Annotated in this window: 13 protein-coding genes; 4 read left to right on the top strand and 9 right to left on the bottom strand. The window is 32.3% G+C overall.

Features of this window, described 5'->3' with window-relative positions:
- Nucleotides 1–7 precede the first annotated feature (7 nt).
- Nucleotides 8–481: a nucleoside deaminase gene (locus tag MHM83_RS09565; RefSeq protein WP_159616026.1), complete on the bottom strand. Its 474-nt coding sequence runs from the start codon at nt 479–481 to the stop codon at nt 8–10.
- A gap of 216 nt (nt 482–697) precedes the next feature.
- Here MHM83_RS09565 and MHM83_RS09570 point away from each other — a divergent pair, with 216 nt between their 5' ends.
- Nucleotides 698–2,200, top strand: a complete 1,503-nt coding sequence (locus tag MHM83_RS09570; RefSeq protein WP_239179467.1) for a hypothetical protein — start codon at nt 698–700, stop codon at nt 2,198–2,200.
- Between the two features lie 232 nt (nt 2,201–2,432).
- Here the strand turns inward: MHM83_RS09570 and MHM83_RS09575 are convergent, their stop codons facing one another.
- Nucleotides 2,433–3,569 carry an NAD(P)/FAD-dependent oxidoreductase gene (locus MHM83_RS09575; protein ID WP_239179469.1) on the bottom strand — a complete coding sequence of 379 codons (1,137 nt, stop codon included), beginning with the start codon at nt 3,567–3,569 and terminating at the stop codon, nt 2,433–2,435.
- An 8-nt stretch (nt 3,570–3,577) separates the two neighbouring features.
- On the bottom strand, nt 3,578–6,766 hold the full coding sequence (locus MHM83_RS09580; protein ID WP_239179471.1) for a LodA/GoxA family CTQ-dependent oxidase: 3,189 nt from the start codon (nt 6,764–6,766) through the stop codon (nt 3,578–3,580).
- 407 nt (nt 6,767–7,173) lie between these two features.
- On the opposite strand from MHM83_RS09580, the gene MHM83_RS09585 reads away from it, so the two are divergent.
- Nucleotides 7,174–7,422, top strand: coding sequence for a hypothetical protein (locus tag MHM83_RS09585; RefSeq protein WP_159616018.1), 249 nt, complete (start codon nt 7,174–7,176; stop codon nt 7,420–7,422).
- A gap of 224 nt (nt 7,423–7,646) precedes the next feature.
- Here the strand turns inward: MHM83_RS09585 and MHM83_RS09590 are convergent, their stop codons facing one another.
- On the bottom strand, nt 7,647–8,528 hold the full coding sequence (locus tag MHM83_RS09590; RefSeq protein ID WP_239179473.1) for a LysR family transcriptional regulator: 882 nt from the start codon (nt 8,526–8,528) through the stop codon (nt 7,647–7,649).
- A 149-nt stretch (nt 8,529–8,677) separates the two neighbouring features.
- On the opposite strand from MHM83_RS09590, the gene MHM83_RS09595 reads away from it, so the two are divergent.
- The gene (locus tag MHM83_RS09595) at nt 8,678–9,406 is read left to right on the top strand and encodes an SDR family oxidoreductase (protein ID WP_159616016.1); all 729 of its coding nucleotides are present in this window, start codon (nt 8,678–8,680) and stop codon (nt 9,404–9,406) included.
- A 107-nt stretch (nt 9,407–9,513) separates the two neighbouring features.
- Here the strand turns inward: MHM83_RS09595 and fumC are convergent, their stop codons facing one another.
- Nucleotides 9,514–10,917 (bottom strand): class II fumarate hydratase, encoded by a 1,404-nt coding sequence (gene fumC, locus MHM83_RS09600; RefSeq protein WP_047789033.1) that lies wholly within the window; start codon nt 10,915–10,917, stop codon nt 9,514–9,516.
- A 145-nt stretch (nt 10,918–11,062) separates the two neighbouring features.
- On the opposite strand from fumC, the gene MHM83_RS09605 reads away from it, so the two are divergent.
- Nucleotides 11,063–11,239, top strand: coding sequence for a hypothetical protein (locus tag MHM83_RS09605; RefSeq protein WP_164505156.1), 177 nt, complete (start codon nt 11,063–11,065; stop codon nt 11,237–11,239).
- Between the two features lie 193 nt (nt 11,240–11,432).
- On the opposite strand, the gene MHM83_RS09610 is transcribed toward MHM83_RS09605, so the two are convergent.
- From MHM83_RS09610 to MHM83_RS09625, 4 genes are all read right to left on the bottom strand, one after another.
- Entirely contained in the window at nt 11,433–13,904 is a 2,472-nt protein-coding gene (locus MHM83_RS09610; RefSeq protein WP_239179476.1) for a TonB-dependent receptor domain-containing protein, read from the bottom strand.
- Nucleotides 13,905–13,982: 78 nt separating this feature from the next.
- Nucleotides 13,983–15,395 carry an ArnT family glycosyltransferase gene (locus tag MHM83_RS09615; RefSeq protein ID WP_239179478.1) on the bottom strand — a complete coding sequence of 471 codons (1,413 nt, stop codon included), beginning with the start codon at nt 15,393–15,395 and terminating at the stop codon, nt 13,983–13,985.
- Complete coding sequence (locus MHM83_RS09620; RefSeq protein WP_159616002.1) at nt 15,376–16,158, bottom strand: glycosyltransferase; 783 nt, start codon at nt 16,156–16,158, stop codon at nt 15,376–15,378. The genes MHM83_RS09615 and MHM83_RS09620 overlap by 20 nt, the downstream gene beginning before the upstream one ends.
- A 408-nt stretch (nt 16,159–16,566) precedes the next feature.
- The gene (locus MHM83_RS09625) at nt 16,567–17,595 is read right to left on the bottom strand and encodes a helix-turn-helix domain-containing protein (RefSeq protein WP_239179480.1); all 1,029 of its coding nucleotides are present in this window, start codon (nt 17,593–17,595) and stop codon (nt 16,567–16,569) included.
- Nucleotides 17,596–17,670: the final 75 nt, after the last annotated feature.

The raw sequence follows: 17,670 nt of genomic DNA on the forward strand, positions 1-17,670 counted from the left end.
TTTTATTCTAATATTCAATCTTATCTTCTTTCTCAGACCATTTCTGAAAAGGTTCTAAAGCAATATCGCGTCCTATTTGCTCAAACGGAATACTTCTCTTTTCGTATGGTAACGGAATTTCTTTATAAATAAACTCATCATCAAAACCAATGTTAGCAGCATCTTGTTGATTACTACCGTAAAAAACTTTATCAGGACGAGCCCAGTAAATAGCACCTAAGCACATAGGGCAAGGTTCACAAGAGGTATACACCACGCAACCATCTAACTGAAAAGAACCTATATTTTTACAAGCATCACGAATAGCAGTTACTTCTGCGTGAGCTGTTGGGTCATTGGTAGAGGTAACTTTATTGTTTCCACGGCCTATAATTTCTCCATCTTTTACTACAATGCACCCAAAAGGACCTCCTTCATTGTTCTGCATTCCTTTTAAAGCTGCTTTTACAGCTTCACTCATATATTCTTCGTGTGTATTCATTGTTTAATTTTTTTAAAAAAAAGGATTACAAAACTAAGTCTTTTCTTTGGCTCAATTTAATAAATAAAATATTTTTTTAAGTATAAGGTATAAATATTACTTACACTTGGTATCAAAAAAAAGCTCTTTATAACTGTAATTTAATAGTTTATGGCATCTTTTTAACAAACAAGAATAAAACTACCTAATTTGTAATTATTATTAAAAAATTAAACAATGAAATTAACAGCCAAACTTATTTTAAATGCAATGCTTGTAATGGGTGTTGTGTTTTTGAATTCTTGTAAAAAGAAGAAAAAAGAAAATGATGTTTTAGAACCAATAGCCAAAATGGCTTATAACCAAACAGCCAAAGATAGTTTATGTGAAAGTAATTGGTTTCCTCATACACAAACTCCACCTCCTGCAGAAGGAAAAGGAAGTCCGTTTGATGTATCGAGCACAACCAATGCAATTTTTCACCAATGGTCTTGGCAAAAGTTTTTATGGCTTACAAAACCAACTGAAGAAGTTGTGTTATTGCCTATTATAACACGAGGTGAACCTACACCAATAAAATTAAAGGTAAAAATACCTCTATTTTTAAACCCAAAAGAAATGCATCAAGTAACGGCTCATATGCAAGATGTAAAGCAAAAAGAAGGAGCTGCTTTGGTTTTAGTAGATACTGCTCAGGCAGGATCGGGGGGAACGTTAAAAACAAACCCTGCGTATAACAAAGAAGGGGTTTCAGAAACAGTATTTTACTCAATTCACGTAAGCCCTACGATGAAAGAATCTTCAAGAAAGTATAGAGACTCTATAATTAGCGGAACTTTAAGTGGAAATAACCAAGCATCTTTTCCGGTAGGTTCTTTAGAGTTAAAAGTATCATGGACACCAGTAACTGCAATTGCTGAAGAAGAGATAGGTAATTATTATACTACAGTGGCGGCTTTAAGTAGAGATGGAGAAACATATACGAATACTGAGGTAGCTTTATTAGGAATGCATGTTGTAGGTATTGTAGAGAATCATCCAGAATTTATTTGGGCTACGTTTGAACACGACGATTTAGCACCAAACTACAATTGGAAAGAAAACAAAGCAATTTCTGCTACTGATAAATTACTTTTTGAAAAAATTAGCACTACTGGAATTGATGGAATTACATGGAGTAATGATAGTGTGAAATTACCATACAAAGCATACGATTTATTTAAGTATGGAGTTCCAAGAGATAGTGTAGGAAACTTTATGAAGACAAGTCAAGAAGAACCTATGAACTTTGATAATATAGAAAATCTTAATACTTGTGTAAAAGAAAACTTAACCGATGTATGGAAAAACTATTTTTATAATGGTTCTCTATGGATTGATACTGATGGAATGACTCCTGAACAGCAAACAGCGAAAATAAATAGTTTAGGAAAAAATATAGGAAAGGCAACACCAAAATCTACTTCGTTAGCAAGAGGGTCGGTAAACTGTGCTAATGTTACTATGGAAACCTACACACAAACTTTTAAAAGTAGTTTAAAAGATATTGAAGCAGACAATTTAGCAAACTGTTTTAGTTGTCATAATACAGTTGGTTTTTCAGATAATAAATCACCATTGTATATAAGTCATGTGTTTAACGCTTACTTATTAAGAGGACAAGGAAAAACATTTAATGAAGTTGAAGCTATTAAAGCGAAGCAAGAAGTAGAAGACTTTATGAAAAACAGCTTAAAGTAACGTTTTTAAGATTGACTTTACAAAAAACCTCTCCAGTCTATTTAGTTACTGAGGAGGTTTTATTTTTGTTAGTTGTTGGTATGTTTTACCTAAAAGAACAGTCATTCCGAACGATAGTGAGGAATCTCACTCAAAAGAGTTACTCTTATTCTTTTATTGTAAGTCTTTATTTTTGTTTCTTTTTATCCTCATTAAGAGGAAGATATGTCGAAGTAATCTGTCCGTAAAACTATCAGCTAATACCTCGTCTTTTCCAAAAAGGAGCTTCTTTCCATCTAGTCTCAGTACTGTAGAAAAAGTTTTTATGCTTTAGATAATGATTCCAAACTTGTTGTAGTTGATTTTCATACAATATATTGAATTTTCCCTCCTTGGTGGAGTCCAAATCCTTAATAAAATCATACTTAATAAGTAGTTTTTGAAGCTGCATTGCATTTGCCATAGCGTTGAACATCCCCTGAGAAGAAAGCGGATCAAAACTCATAGCTGCATCACCCAAAGCACCCCATTGTTTACCTGTTACTTGTTCTAAACGAGTAGAGTTAGCACTTACCGTACCATGAAAGTTAACAGTAGTTTCGTTACCTTCAATTAAAGGCTGAATGAGTTTGTGTTCTTTGGCAAAGGATAAAAATGTATTTACATGCTTAAAAGTGTTTCTATCCACTAAATCAGGATCCGTTTGAAAAGCGATGACCCTTTTATTATCGGGAACTACAGCACTATACCACCAACCTAATTCATTAGCAACAATGGTACTCATGGTATTTTCTTGAGTATTAGGTAAGCTCATCCAGCAAGATATTAACTTATCATACGATGTACGTTGAATACCTAAGCTTTTGGTGAAATGTGATTGTCTACCAGTGGCGTCAATTACGAATTTTGCATGAATAGTATGTGTGGTTCTGTTTTTTAAATCATCAGACTTTGTGGTTATTTTCCAATAATTATTTTCATAAGAGCTATTAGAAAGTCGTGTTCCCCAAATACAATTAACTCCTCTTTTAGCAGCAACATTTCTTAGATATACTTCAAAGTTCTTTCTGTCTAAACTTCTAGAGAATCCATCGGGGTTCCTCATATGGTCAACAATTTGAAGTTGACTATTTCCCCAATAGGATTGCATTCCTAAATTATTACGAAATATGGTTTGTTTTATGGCTTCCGATTCATTTTCTAATAAATCTAACTCTTTTAAAATTCGTTGTGCAGCAGGTGCTAGTGATTCTCCAATTCTATCAACAGGTTCAACTAGTTTATCTAGCAATGTAACATTATAATGATTAACTAAAGAAATGGCGGCAATGCAACCTGCAATGCCACCACCTATAATTAGTATGTCAGTAGTACTATTATATTCTTTCAATTCGTATATTATTTAGGAATATATCTTGAAAAACGTGTCATCTTCTCAGGAATACCAACTTCAACTCTTTTAGGAGCTGCTTCTTGATGCGAATCAGACTGTTTCATATGATGTAACTTAGAAGCAATTAAATGTATGGTTTTAATAACATTTGGTGTTGCTTTAAAGTCTTTTTCTAGTTCATCTTCCGTTAAGCTTAATAAACTACGCTGAGCATCTTCCAATACAAATTGCTCGTTTAATAAATTATCGTGTGATAGTTTTTCTACGGCTGTATCTATTGTATTTTGAAGTCCTTTCTTTAACGCATGTTTAGCAGTTAAAACACTTTGTAATTCTTTTATGGTAGCTTTTAATAATGTTGCCTCTTGTTCAGGAGTAGGAGTAATCCCCACCTGCATTTCTTCAGGGAAATTAGGATCATGCTGAACTCCTGGACGCTTTTGAACCACGGCTAATTTATCAAAATACTTAATCATGCAATTAATTTGATTCGTATAGGTTGGTGCTTGACCATCTAAGGGAAGATTATCTAGCCAATCGGAACGGAAATTAAAGGCTTGAATACGGGTTTCTTCAGATAAATTCGAATCCATTGTTTCTTTATAACGTTCTTCATTCAAAACATTGTTAGGTACCCTAGCAGGCCAAAATGTAGGTAAATATGGGTCGTATTCACTTGTATATCCGTCTCTACAACTTGCCGTATCTGTTTGCCAAGGAATTGCCATCCAACGCGTAATTCCCCCAGCTACTTGTCCGCCTAAAATAGGCCCTTTTGCCAATGGTAATATATCGTTATTCATCATCGGACCATAATACGTGGTATTAACAGGTGGCGTTTTAGGTGCATGTTTAATTCTAAAAGGAGCCATATACATTCCAGACGAACGCATAGGCCACGTCATTTCACAACCAGGATGAAAAGCATCAGCTAAACAAAACTCCATAGCTGCTTTAGTTAACATATCTGGTTGTTCTGAAACAGGAAGCTCGTCTATCGTAGGTGGTTTAGGTACGTGCGGACATCCAGTCATATCAACATAATCAGCATCAAAATCACCTTGTACCCATTGGTCTAAAAATTCTAATTGTAAGTCTGATAAGGTAGCATGTTGTCGAACTGAACCCGTAGAAGGAATACTGATTGCATCACCATACAACCAAGGCCATAACTGTGGAGCTTCAGCTCCCGACACATCAAAACGACGGAAGTTGTTAGAAATCGTTCTTCGCATTTCCATATAGGCAGGCGACGGATTTCCTAATCGTTTAATCCATTCGTTTGTGGTGTAATCAAACTGACCTCCAAAACCAAAAGCTCCTGCAAAACCAGCATTTACCCATTGTAAATCGGTCATACGCTGGAAGATTGGTAAAATATCCTTGGTAAACGAAGGTCTTACAGGACGTACCAACATTTTAGATTTTACAGCAACGTCGCGCATTAAATCCCACATCGTACGTACCGATTTTTGCATCGGAGCATAATCTGGTGGAGCACAAATAACCCAGGCAGGATCTACTTTTAATTTTGTTCCTTCGTATTCAACTTCCGCAGTAACAGGACCATCAGAAATGTCATCGTACCAACCTTCGTTATTGGCAAAAGTAATGGCAATATCTCCGTTGATATTTTCCGATTTTCCGTGTCCACCTAACATCACTAAACGTCCTTTTTCATCGGTACGCATTTCACCTAAGTATACTTTTTTTGAAAGAAATTCACCTTCAAAGAAAGGGCCTTCGTTAACATTGGTTCCAGTAATAGATTTTGCGCCACCATCAATTAATAAAGAGTTACGGTCTTTTACATCAATATTACGTAACATAGAAGGAGGCATATCAGCAGCTTCAGGAATGTCTAAGGCAATGTTAAATTGATACCAAGACGATTTCTGATTGGCTAAATGACTATGCCAGGTGATTTTTGCATTTTCAGCAGTTAATTCCTTTACTGCTTTTCCTGCAGCATTGAATCCGTAGATTCTAAATTGTGCTGCTTGTCTTTTTAAGGCTCCTGTTTTATCTCGATACGCATACGGATCGGTTTGTGGTTCAGGATTGTCAACCAATGGACCAATAAAGTATTCGTTTTCACTATTTCCTACACGCATCACGCCAATAGGAGGGTAGATACCTGCTTTTACGATACAGTCACTATTTTCATCGGTGTTACTTTCAAACTGTGGATTGATTTCTTTAGGTTCTTGTAATTGCTGTCCGTTGGCTTGATGACGTGCTTCGGCACTTGCCGCATATACTACTTTTCTTGCTTGCGCAATAGATCCTAAAGGTTCGTGTTGAGGTAAGGTTCTCCAAATATTAAAGGCTAAATTGCTTCCAAATTCGGCTTGTCCAATACTAGCTACATCTTGTTGAGGTAAGTGTAATTTAGCAATGCAGATATACGGACTTTCTTCTGTGCTCCAAACTACCTGTGCATCATCTAATGGCATGGTAGCATCGTTAGTACGTAATTGTATTTCGAAACGGAAAGTAGTTTCTTTGGCTAACAAACGTTGTTGTAAATCGATACCTAAGTAATTGTTATCGTTAAAAGGAGTTCCTTTATAAGTGTCTTCAGGAACTAAACGATATTTTACAATTTGTGAATCACCTAATTTAAAAGGAAGAATTGCCCAATAGCTAGCACTTAGTACACTAGCTTCTTCTTTGGTCATTGCTTTTAAAATACTAGCTAATTCAGGGTGCTTTGCTATGTATGAATCATAATCGCGGTCAATAACACCAGCAGTGGTAAAACTACACATTTGTTGTGCATCACGTGCAAAAAAACGGTCGATGTTTTGAAAGATAAAATCGGCATTGGTACCATCTCCTAATAGTTTAGGACCTTCCACACCAAAGAGTTTTAAACCGACTCCTAAGGTAGAATGTAAATCGGGAGAAGTTGGTCCAGTATCACTTGAAAAGCGAACAGCACATTCGTAAGTATCACCAGCAAAAATTCCGATTTTGAATTGTTCTTCGATGTCTTTGTTTACCACAAAACGACCGTAAGCGATACCGTGTTGTTTTCTAAATACAGCTCTCTCGGCAGGTTGTTGTCCGTTTTCAATACGGGTTTTTTGCCCTATTTCTACAAACATTTCTTTTAAACGTTGTGTAACTTGGGTAATGTCTCCATCGCAGTTCCAGCATGATGAAGATTGATTTTGTGAGGGGTTTGTCATTTTTTGGTTAGTTTTAGTTTGACATTATATACCTTTAAAAATAAGGAATATAAGTTAGAGTTGGTTTTAAGAAACTCTTAAGCGTTAGGTTTTCGAGTATTAGTTGTTGATATTTAGATTTGAGAGGATACTCGTAAAACTCACTGATGTTAGTGACAATAGTAGTTGAATACTTTTTATAGATATAAATAGTAGAAATTCTCTATAGAATTAACGTATATCTTTTGTAGTACTATTTGTTATTCGTATCTTCAACCTTTGAAAAAGCAAAAATAATCCTTACTACATTCTTTTTATTTTTTTAATTGAGCTAAGAGTACATAACGCATAGGTATAAAAGTGTATTATAGTGGTTTATGTGTTTGAAAATAAAAAAAGTAACTACTAAAAATCTAAAATAAATAATTATGATAAAGACAGAGAAGAACAGTAAAGGGGTAATAGGTATTACCCAACAAGCAAGTTTAATAGATAAGAATATTGGTTCGTATAAAGAGCATTTTATAAATGAACATTTTGGGTACACCGTAAAATTATCTAACGGAGTAATTTGTATACCAAGAAAAATTGCTGAAGATTATGAGGTTCAAAAAGGAATTGTTACTAATGAAAGAATAAAGGAAATAGCTAAAACCTATACATATCAAGAGATATAATTTATTTTAAAAGTTCGTTAAATAGAAAACCATAACATTTTGTTGTGGTTTTCTATTTTTTAAGCTTATTTTGTTCGCTAATACTTAGTTAATCATCGCTCAAAATTAAAAACTAAAGCATCATTTAAAAAGTAAAGTATTCTATGTATGCTTTTACTTTATAATGTAGAAAATTGTTAGTTTATAAATAAAACTTATAGAGTAATGGTTTGAGAGAAAAAGAATCACGGTTTAAAATAATACCCGAAATTGTTAAATTTATTTGCCTTAAGTTTGTTTTTTGAAAAATAATTAATGGTTTTTGCTATAGCAGGGTTTTGTAAGCTGTGCCTAGAGTAAGCTAAACCTACTTCTCTATAATAACGTGGGCCTTTATACGGTCTAGTTTCAAAGCCATACCAACCATCAATAAAATACTCAGGTAAAAAAGTTAAACCTAAACCCGCCATTAATAAAGTTAAAGTTTCAGTTTTTGTACTACAATTGCCTACAGTATTAATAGTTTTATTAGCAAAATTTAGGATAGAAATACATTGTTTATGAGCTTCACAAGGAGGACAATGAATGAAGTTTTCATCTTTTAAATCTGCTACCAAATCAATTTCGTTTTTAGCTAATAATTTATGTCCATTAGGAATACATAATAAATAATCTTCTTGCCATAGTGGTAAAAACAAATCTTCTTCTTTCTTCCATTCTTTAACTAATAAATTAATCTCATTATTTTCATTACAATGATTTACTGTCCAAAATACATTACTATTTAATTCGTTAACCTTTTTTATAAATTGTAGTTTGTATTCTTGTGGTAAACTATCTGCAATACCAATTTTAACCTCATTTTTAAACGCACTTTTTGTAAATATGTTAGGTAAATCATTTAATTCATTTAAAATTCTTTTAGCTATGGGGTATAGGTAGTGTGCTTTGTTTGTAGGCTCAACACCTCGTTGATGTCTTTTAAATAAAGTACAATTCATTTTACTCTCAAATAATTTTATTCCGTTAGAAATATTAGGTTGAGAAACAAAACATTTATTGGCCGCACGTGTAAGGTTTTTTTCTTCATATACAGCAATAAAAAACTTTAATAAACGCTCTTCCATTATAATTATAAATTATGATTAAGATACAAAAATAGTATTTTGAGTAGTTTTTTTGAAATGTACCTTTGTAAAAGCTAATAAAATAGTTAGCTAGTAGTAAAGTTGAATTAAAATTAGTATAAAAAATAATTATAACAAAGGAATGATTTATGGAAGATAAAAAATTAGTAGTTATTACTGGAGCTAGTTCTGGTTTTGGATTAGAAATGGCTAAAATGTTTGCAGAAGACGGATACCCTCTTTTATTATTAGCAAGAAGGGTAGAAAAGATGGAGGCTTTAAACTTACCTAATACCTTGTGTAAAAAAGTTGATGTAACTGATAAAACGGGATTAGAAAAAGCAATAAGAGCGGCTGAAGCTGTTTATGGAGAAACTGATTTATTGATAAATAATGCAGGGGTTATGTTATTAGGATCCATTGAAACACAAAATGCCAATGAATGGCAAAAAATGTTAGATGTTAATGTAATGGGAATGATGCATGGTATGCAAACGGTAATACCAAGTATGAAGGCTCGTAAAGGTGGAACTATAATAAATTTGTCATCTATGGCAGGCTATCAAGCTTTTGAAAATCATGCAGCATATTGTGCTAGTAAGTTTGGTGTTCGTGGGTTAACACAAACAGCGAGATTAGAGTTATCTCCCTTTAACGTGCGAGTAATAACAATTGAACCTGGTGCGGTTAAAACAGAATTGCTCGAGCATACTACGGATGATACAATAATTAAAGGATATAATGAGTGGAAAGAGAGTGTAGGAGCTGTTAATATTACTGCTAAAGATGTTGCTAAGACTATAAAGTTTGCATATGAGTTACCACAATCTGTGTTGTTAAGAGAAATTGTTATTTGCGATACTATGCAAGATGCTTAGTCTTTTCTTTTAGGGTAACATTATTTTAGAATGAGACAATACAATATGCAATAAAAAAACCACAACATTTTGTTGTGGTTTTTTTATATCTATGGTAAGTAAAGCTTTTATGATTTTAAGCTACCTGTCATATCTTCTGGTTTTACCCATTCGTCATACTGCTCTGGAGTTACGTACCCTAGACGTACTGCTTCTTCTTTTAAAGTGGTTCCGTTTGCGTGCGCTGTATTTGCAATCTCAGCAGCTTTGTAATATCCAATTTTAGTATTTAATGCCGTAACTAACATTAATGAGTTATTTAATAACTCAGTGATTCTTGTTTGGTTTGGTTCAATACCAGCAGCACAGTTTACATCAAACGATACACAAGCATCCCCAATTAATTGAGCCGATTGTAATACGTTAGCTGCCATCATAGGTTTAAAAACGTTTAATTCGTAGTGACCTTGAGTACCACCAACAGTTACCGCAACATCGTTACCCATTACTTGTGCACAAACCATAGTCATAGCTTCTGCCTGAGTTGGGTTTACTTTTCCTGGCATAATAGAAGATCCTGGTTCGTTTGCTGGAATAATGATTTCTCCAATTCCTGAACGAGGTCCGGAAGCCATTAAACGAATATCATTTGCTATTTTGTTTAATGAAACGGCTAATTGTTTTAGCGCTCCGTGAGTTTCAACTAATGCGTCATGAGCAGCTAAAGCTTCAAATTTATTTTCAGCAGTTATAAATGGTAGTCCTGTAAACTCAGCAATGTATTTAGCAACTAACACATCGTAACCAGCAGGTGTATTTAATCCAGTTCCTACCGCTGTTCCACCCAACGCTAATTGTGCTAAATGTGCTAAGGTGTTTTTTAAAGCGTTTAACCCGAAGTTTAATTGAGCAACATATCCAGAAAACTCTTGACCTAAGGTTAGGGGAGTAGCATCCATTAAATGTGTACGCCCAATTTTCACCACATCTTTAAAAGCTTCAGCTTTTGTTTGTAAAGTATCACGCAATTGTTCAACACCAGGAATGGTTACTTCTACAATTTTTTTGTAGGCAGCAATGTGCATTCCAGTAGGGAAGGTATCGTTAGAAGATTGCGATTTGTTTACATCGTCGTTTGGTTGGATGGTTTTTTCACCTTCACCAATTACATTCCCAGCGATTTCGTGAGCACGGTTAGCAATAACTTCGTTTACATTCATGTTAGATTGTGTACCAGAACCTGTTTGCCAGATTACTAATGGGAATTGGTCGTCGTGCTTTCCAGCTAATATTTCATCACATACTTGTGCAATCAAATCACGTTTTTCAGTAGCTAATACACCTAACTCAGCGTTAGTGAAAGCAGCTGCTTTTTTTAAGTATGCAAATCCATATACAACTTCTAATGGCATAGAGGCAGCAGGACCAATTTTAAAATTGTTACGAGAACGCTCGGTTTGTGCTCCCCAATATTTATCAGCAGGAACTTCTACTTGTCCCATTGTATCTTTCTCAATTCTATATTTTGTCATTTGGAATGATTTAAAATGCTTAAAATTAATGATGTTCAAAATTACAAATTCTAATAGTTTTTAATAGTGATTTTTATCAGATTTTATTGGAGGAAAAGAAAAATAGTTATAATTTTGTGGCATAACAATTATTAATAAGAAACAAATGTTAGATTTTTCAGAATTTTCAGGATTGGTATTATTCATGTTTATTTTTACAGCTGGATTTTGGTTGTTAATTTTCTTATTAACATTTGTAGTTCCTTACTGGATTGGTGGAACTATCTGGGAAAACATGAAGTTGAAAAGAGAAGCTAAAAAAGCTGCTGAAGAGGGTAAGTAAGCTTTTAATATGATATAATAAAAAAAATGCTCGCAATTTTGCGAGCATTTTTTATTTATAAAGTTTTTACGATTTTAACTAAGTTGTTATAAAATCCAACTTAGTTAAAAATAACATAGAGAGTTAAAAATTCATAATAAAAAAATAGGAAGTGTTTTTAACTTCCTATTCTTATTTTTCGTCTTGATTTAGTTTAGCCTCCAAAATCTTCGCCACCACCGTCAAATTCACGTTCTGGACGCTCTCTTTTTTTCTTTTGGTTAAAGCGATAGGTAAAGCTTAATGTTATTTGACGCTCACGCCATTGGAAAGAACCGTCGTTAATAGTGTTAAGTAATCCCTCATCATCATATAGAAAAGTAGTGCTTTCTCGCTTACGAGTGTTAAATAAATCGCTCACATTTAATACCAATGAAGCTTTTTCTTTAAACAAGTCTTTACTCAGGGCAAGGTTAGCAGAAAACATTCCTTTTCTATTATCTTGAGCTGTTGCTTGTGCTCCACGATACATTAAGCGTGTTTGCCATTGTAGTTTCCAAGGTAAGGTAATCCTTGAGTTAAAACGTGCAAACCAGCTACTTTCATTTACCTCGTCTAAAGGGGTTGTTACTTGGTCTCCATTAGCAGCGGTATATACGTATGTAAAAGCATCTGTATTAAATTTAAAGTAATTAAATGAAGCTGATAATCGTACCTTTTTAGTAGGATTATAGTTAGTTGTAAATTCAAATCCATAACGACTTTCATTGTTAAGGTTCACTGGTTGTCTAACTGTTACGTTAGTTGTTTCTCCTTCTATAACTCTTTGTTCTAAAATAGATACACCTTGCATAATATCGGTAGAGTATTGATAATATAAAGAAGCTCCTAAGTTTAGCTTACTTATACGTGTGTTATAGCCAAAGTCTACAGAGTTAGTAAAGGTGGGATCTAAGTCAGGGTTTCCTCTAAATACATTGGTTGCAGAACTTCTGGTTTCAAATGGGTTTAGAAACCAATGACGTGGTCTACGTAACCTTCTACTATACCCTAATGAAATGTTATCACTATCATTGATTTCATACCCTAGGTTTACTGTTGGAAACCACTCTGTATAATTCTTTTCTTTAAACTGGTCGGTTGTAAACACTGTTAAATCAATATCAGTAACTTCTGCTCTTAAACCTAACAGGTATGAAAACTTATCAATTTTACTTCCAAACTGAGTATAGAACGCATAAATATTTTGTTTGAATTCAATTGCATTTGAAGGATCGTTAGGTAATGGATCTCCAAGGGCATCACGTACTCTAAAATCTGAATTTAAATCTTGTAAGGTGACTTTGTGTCCAGCTTCAAACTGACTTTTTTCTCCAATAGGTAGTACATAATCTATTTGAAAAAGGCGATCTTTAGAGGTTGTTGTTTGTCTATTTCGCTCAGAAAGGTTCTTGTCAACAAAAATATCGGCAGGCTCAAATTCATCACTTTCACCGTATTGTAAATCTATAATTAGTTTTTGTCCTTTATCATCAATATTATTTGTATAGTTTAAAGAGTATTGTATATCTGTATTTTCTTCTTTCTCGTTTTCTATTCTTACCTGTTCTTTCGTTATAACTCTATTATTATCAAAAAAAGTGGTATTGTTGGTAGCCACATCATCATCTTTAGAATCTCTATAAAAGAAAGTTCCGGTAATAGAACTTTTATCATTAATGTAGTATTCTAACCCTAAGGATCCGTTATAGTTATTACTCTTTCTATCAAAAACTCTGTCTTCATCTCTATAACTAGTAACATTACCATCTTTGTCAAAGTTTGTAAAAAAACTATTAGAGTTACCTGGTCCGTTTCTGTAGGAATAAGCTAGGTTTGAAAAGAGATTAAACTTTTTTGTTCTGTAATTAAGATTTGGAGAAATACTTACCATATCAGGATTTCCTAAAGTTAGGTTTACAGAGCCATTAAAACCTGTGATTTTTCCTTTCCTAAGAATAATATTTAAAATACCAGCTGTACCTTCAGCGTCGTAACGAGCAGAAGGAGAAGTGATAACTTCTACTTTTTCAATAGCGTCTGCGGGTAAATTTCTAAGAGCGTCTGTTCCTGTTAAGCCTACTAAAGCAGAAGGTTTACCGTCTATTAAAATACGAACATTTTCGTTACCGCGTAGACTAATAGCTCCTTCTGCGTCTACATTAACAGAAGGGACGTTATCTAAAACATCAGATGCATTTCCTCCTTTTACAGTCATATCTTTACCAACGTTGTATATTTTTTTATCTAAACGTATTTCTACTGTCGATTTTTCTGCTATTATTTCAATTTCATCTAATGTCTCGGCGTCTTCGGATAGTAATATATTTCCTAAGTTTTTATTTTGACTTAAATCATGATTTCCTAAACTTTTAGTTTTGAACCCTATAAATTCAACTTTTATATTGTACGTGCCAGATGAAGCATCGATTGAGAAGTTTCCGTTAACGTCTGTAACACCTCCAATAACTTGGTTTGTGTTGGTGTTTGTTAATACTAAAGTTGCATATTCCAAAGGTTGCTTAGAGTTTGTTTCTAAGACCTTACCCGTTAAAGTAATTTTAGAAGCGATACCTTTTGTAGTACGCTGAGCAACAGCTGTAAAACTAATAAGTAAAATAAAAAGTAGTGTAAGTTTTTTCATCATGTTAATTTATAAAGCTTGTTTGACAACAAATCTGCCTAAAAGTTTAATGGAGGTTAGTTAAAAGAATGTTAAATAGAATTATCTTGTTTTCCTAAAGTATCCATAAATGCTTTTTTTATGATTTTTATCAAGTAGTTGTAGTTTTTTTTGTGTAGATAGAGATAGTTTTTTAAACTCTTTGTTGCTTATTATGAGTCTAAAAGAATTGGTATTAAAGGTTGTTTTCTCAAGTAATTTTTCGGTTGAAATACTTTTTATTTTTCCTTCTGAATAAAATTGACTAGAGTAGCTTTTTTCTTTAAAATGAAAGGTTTTATTGCCTACTAGTACATTGTTTTCTATTAAATATTTATCTGTAGGAGCAAAGTACCTTGTGTATTTTAAAATGCTAGCAGGAATGATTAAGATTAGTGATGTAATGGGAATAATTAATGCTAATTTTAAAAGTAGCTTTTTTTTCTTAAAGGTATGAAACCAATGAGTAATTAAAAGAGCTATTGGAACCATTGTAGGTAGAATATAAGGATGTATAAGACTTTTAGAAAAAGTAAAAAAGAGGGGAGTCCAAAATAACCAAAGAGTTAAAAAACAGACCCACTTATTTTGAAAGAGTATTTTGCGATTTTTCCATAGTTTGTACAATGTTATTTGAATCCATTTAAGAGCAAAGAATAATAAGAAAACCCATATAACTCCTATAGGTTGTGATTTTGGAAATCCATATTTATCTCCTGACCAACTTGAATCAAAAAAACGTTTAAAGTGCTCGCCGATAATAAAGTAATTTATAAAACCAGGAGAATTTATTTCAGCTAATATATACCAAGGTAGTGCAATAGCTAAAATAAGTAGTACCCCAGTTGTCAAATGAACTCTCTGTAGAAAGATTCTTGTTTTTTTATAAATAAGAATCCAAATAAAAATTGGAGGAATCGTAAGAATTAAAACGATAGGTCCTTTAGCTAATAAACCAAAGCCAAGACCAATAAATAAAAGGTATTTCCAATACCATTGTGCTTTATTTAGCATCGCTTCCCAAAAACTAAGCATAGTTAAAGTTATACAAAAAGCCAAAGCTGTATCAGTAGAAACAACACCAGCATGTAGTAAAAATTCTGGTGTAGTGAGTAATATAAATCCTGGAAGAAAAAAAGGATGTTGTACTCTTTTCGCATATTTACCTACTAAAAAAATCATAGCTATAGTTAATAGTAAATAAGGAAATCTGGCTGTAAATTCATTTACACCAAAAATATTAAAACTCAGAGCTGATAACCATGTAGATAGGGGAGGTTTTGCCCAAAAAGGGATTCCATAATCTATTTGGGGAGTAATCCAATTACCTGTTTCTGCCATAATACGGGCAATTTCAGCATAGCGTGCTTCCGTTTTATCCATTAATGGAAGTACAGAGTTAAGGTATCCTCTTAAAATTAATAACCCTATAACGGCATACCTAAAAAAAATGTGTTTATTTAAGTATTGTTTCATGTTGTATAACAAGTTGTTTGCGATTATTTTTATAAGTTTTACCAATGTTTCGTAAATCAATCCAGAGTTTAAAGAAGTAGCTTAATGGAATTTTTGAACTATCAGTATCATGCCAAGATTGTAAAGGAATTTCTTTAGCAAGAAGCTTTAATTGATTTCTTTCATAAATAGTTATTAATCGATGGAATAATTCGACGTCGAATAACCAACGAGAAATAAATTTATCTTGGAAAAGAAGAAAGCTTAGTGATTGTTTAAAGACTTTGCAACCGCACTGTGTATCGTATACTTTTAATTGGAGTTGTTTAGAGATAAGGGTAGCAATAGTTCTACCAATTAAAAAACGATATAATTTTCTTTGAATGGTGCTGTCTAATTTTGCAATACGAGATCCAAAAGCAAAATAAGTTGTTTCAGAAATGTTTTTACTAATATGAACACACTCTTCTAATGAGGTTGATAAATCAGCATCTAAATAAGCAATCTTTTCAGTATGAAATTTATTTACACATTGTAAAACACCAGTTCTAATAGCTTCTGCCTTTCCTAAGTTTTTAGGTTGATTCATTAAAAATACTTGAGAAGGAGTATAACTTTTGATTTTTTCTAAAACTTGATTTGTAGTGTCTGTAGAACCGTCGTTGACAAAGTATATAAGAACATTCTTGTGGTTTTGTAGGAAATTTGTATAAGAATTGACCTTAAGTCGTTTGGCTTCATTGTAACAGGGAATTACAATAACTAAATTAAAATTTGTATTCATGTTTAATAATTTAAGTAATAATGTTACATAGATTTAGATTTTTAGAAATATGATTTTTATCCTCAAAAATTTATATAGTAGCTATTACTTTATTGACACCTTTAAAGGATTTAATATCCCGAAGTATGCTTAGAAAATTAAGAGCTTTTTATCATGAGAGATTTGTAAACTCGCTTGTAGGTAGTTTACTAAAAATGAATTTTGGTTCAAAAGTATATAGAGAAACTATTGTTTGAAAATAGTATAAGTACAGAATACGTTTTATAGACGTATTTCGTGTTTTTTTAGACGTTAAGCTGTTTGTTTTTATTGTCTTATGTTCTTATTCTTAAAAAGAAAAAATCGTTCAAAATAAGCTTTATGAACGATTGTAAACTTTGTTTGTTCTTTTAAAGTAGGAGAATTATCTTAGTTAGAAGTTTGTATGTTTAATAGTTTTTTGTATTGACTGGGAGTTATACCTTTTAGTTTTTTGAAAATAGTATTAAAAGATGATTTTGAACTAAACCCAACTTCATAAGCAATTGCTAAAAGTGTATAGTTTTTATATGAATCTTTTTTTAGACAAGTTATAAATTCTTCTACACGATTTTTATTCAAAAAATCTTGAAATCCAGTTTTCATATGAATGTTTAAAACTTCAGAAATTTGCTGTCTTGGAACTCCTAATTCTTTAGCTACTTCATCAACTGTTATTTTTTGATATTTAAACCATTTTTCTTCTACAATTAAACGGTGTAAAGCAGCTTTTAAATGTGTTATAGAAGTATTATTTAGATTAGTAGACTTATAGCTATTACTTTGATGTTTTGGCAGTATTGATTTTGGAGTAATAATTAACTTGTATAGTACAAAATAAAACAAAAATATAATAATGAGTATTGTACCATAACTATCTAAGAAGTAAGGAGCGTCATGAGATTTGGTAAGTAGAAAGTTAAATTCACTTATTATAAAGATAAAACTAAAGGGGATAATAAAAAAAAGGAGCCATTTTTCTTTATTATTTTTTATAATGTCATATATAGTATAAATAAGGATCCCTATAAAAATAAATTCTATAACCTCTTCAAGAATTATGAAGATTAAGTTGTTAGAAAGAGCAGAAAATTCTTCAGAAAAATGAATAAGAATGTTTAATAAATATGGGGTAAAAAATAAAAAAACTTTTTTGTCAACTTTCTTTTTGTCTGATTTATGATAAAGAACAAATAAGAAGAAAGTTGTAATAATAAGAGGCTCATGAAAGAAAAACCAATTAGAATTTTCAGTAAACAAATTATAATTATCATCACCAATTGTAAATAGAAGTGCCGAAACAACAAAACTAAATAACAACCAAAAATTAACTTTGTTGTATTCTTTTTTTCTTTGAAATAAAATAAAAAGTAAAAACATTCCTTGTAATAAAGCTGCTATCTGAATGGTTTTAAGCATTTGTATTCTTTAGTATTTGTAATATTTATAAAAGCAAATTAGTAATAATATTTTTTGTTCTATACATAAAAAATC

This window comes from Tenacibaculum sp. Mcav3-52 (genome assembly GCF_022347665.1).
Lineage (GTDB): Bacteria > Bacteroidota > Bacteroidia > Flavobacteriales > Flavobacteriaceae > Polaribacter > Polaribacter mesophilus.

Excerpts from the sequence above, each read along its gene's own strand:
- MHM83_RS09590 (WP_239179473.1), bottom strand. The coding sequence starts at position 8,528 with ATGGAAGAGCGTTTATTAAAGTTTTTTATTGCTGTATATGAAGAAAAA.
- MHM83_RS09580 (WP_239179471.1), bottom strand. The coding sequence starts at position 6,766 with ATGACAAACCCCTCACAAAATCAATCTTCATCATGCTGGAACTGCGAT.
- MHM83_RS09570 (WP_239179467.1), top strand. The coding sequence starts at position 698 with ATGAAATTAACAGCCAAACTTATTTTAAATGCAATGCTTGTAATGGGT.
- MHM83_RS09625 (WP_239179480.1), bottom strand. The coding sequence starts at position 17,595 with ATGCTTAAAACCATTCAGATAGCAGCTTTATTACAAGGAATGTTTTTA.
- MHM83_RS09605 (WP_164505156.1), top strand. The coding sequence starts at position 11,063 with ATGTTAGATTTTTCAGAATTTTCAGGATTGGTATTATTCATGTTTATT.
- MHM83_RS09615 (WP_239179478.1), bottom strand. The coding sequence starts at position 15,395 with ATGAAACAATACTTAAATAAACACATTTTTTTTAGGTATGCCGTTATA.
- MHM83_RS09620 (WP_159616002.1), bottom strand. The coding sequence starts at position 16,158 with ATGAATACAAATTTTAATTTAGTTATTGTAATTCCCTGTTACAATGAA.
- MHM83_RS09565 (WP_159616026.1), bottom strand. The coding sequence starts at position 481 with ATGAATACACACGAAGAATATATGAGTGAAGCTGTAAAAGCAGCTTTA.
- MHM83_RS09595 (WP_159616016.1), top strand. The coding sequence starts at position 8,678 with ATGGAAGATAAAAAATTAGTAGTTATTACTGGAGCTAGTTCTGGTTTT.
- MHM83_RS09585 (WP_159616018.1), top strand. The coding sequence starts at position 7,174 with ATGATAAAGACAGAGAAGAACAGTAAAGGGGTAATAGGTATTACCCAA.
- fumC (WP_047789033.1), bottom strand. The coding sequence starts at position 10,917 with ATGACAAAATATAGAATTGAGAAAGATACAATGGGACAAGTAGAAGTT.
- MHM83_RS09610 (WP_239179476.1), bottom strand. The coding sequence starts at position 13,904 with ATGATGAAAAAACTTACACTACTTTTTATTTTACTTATTAGTTTTACA.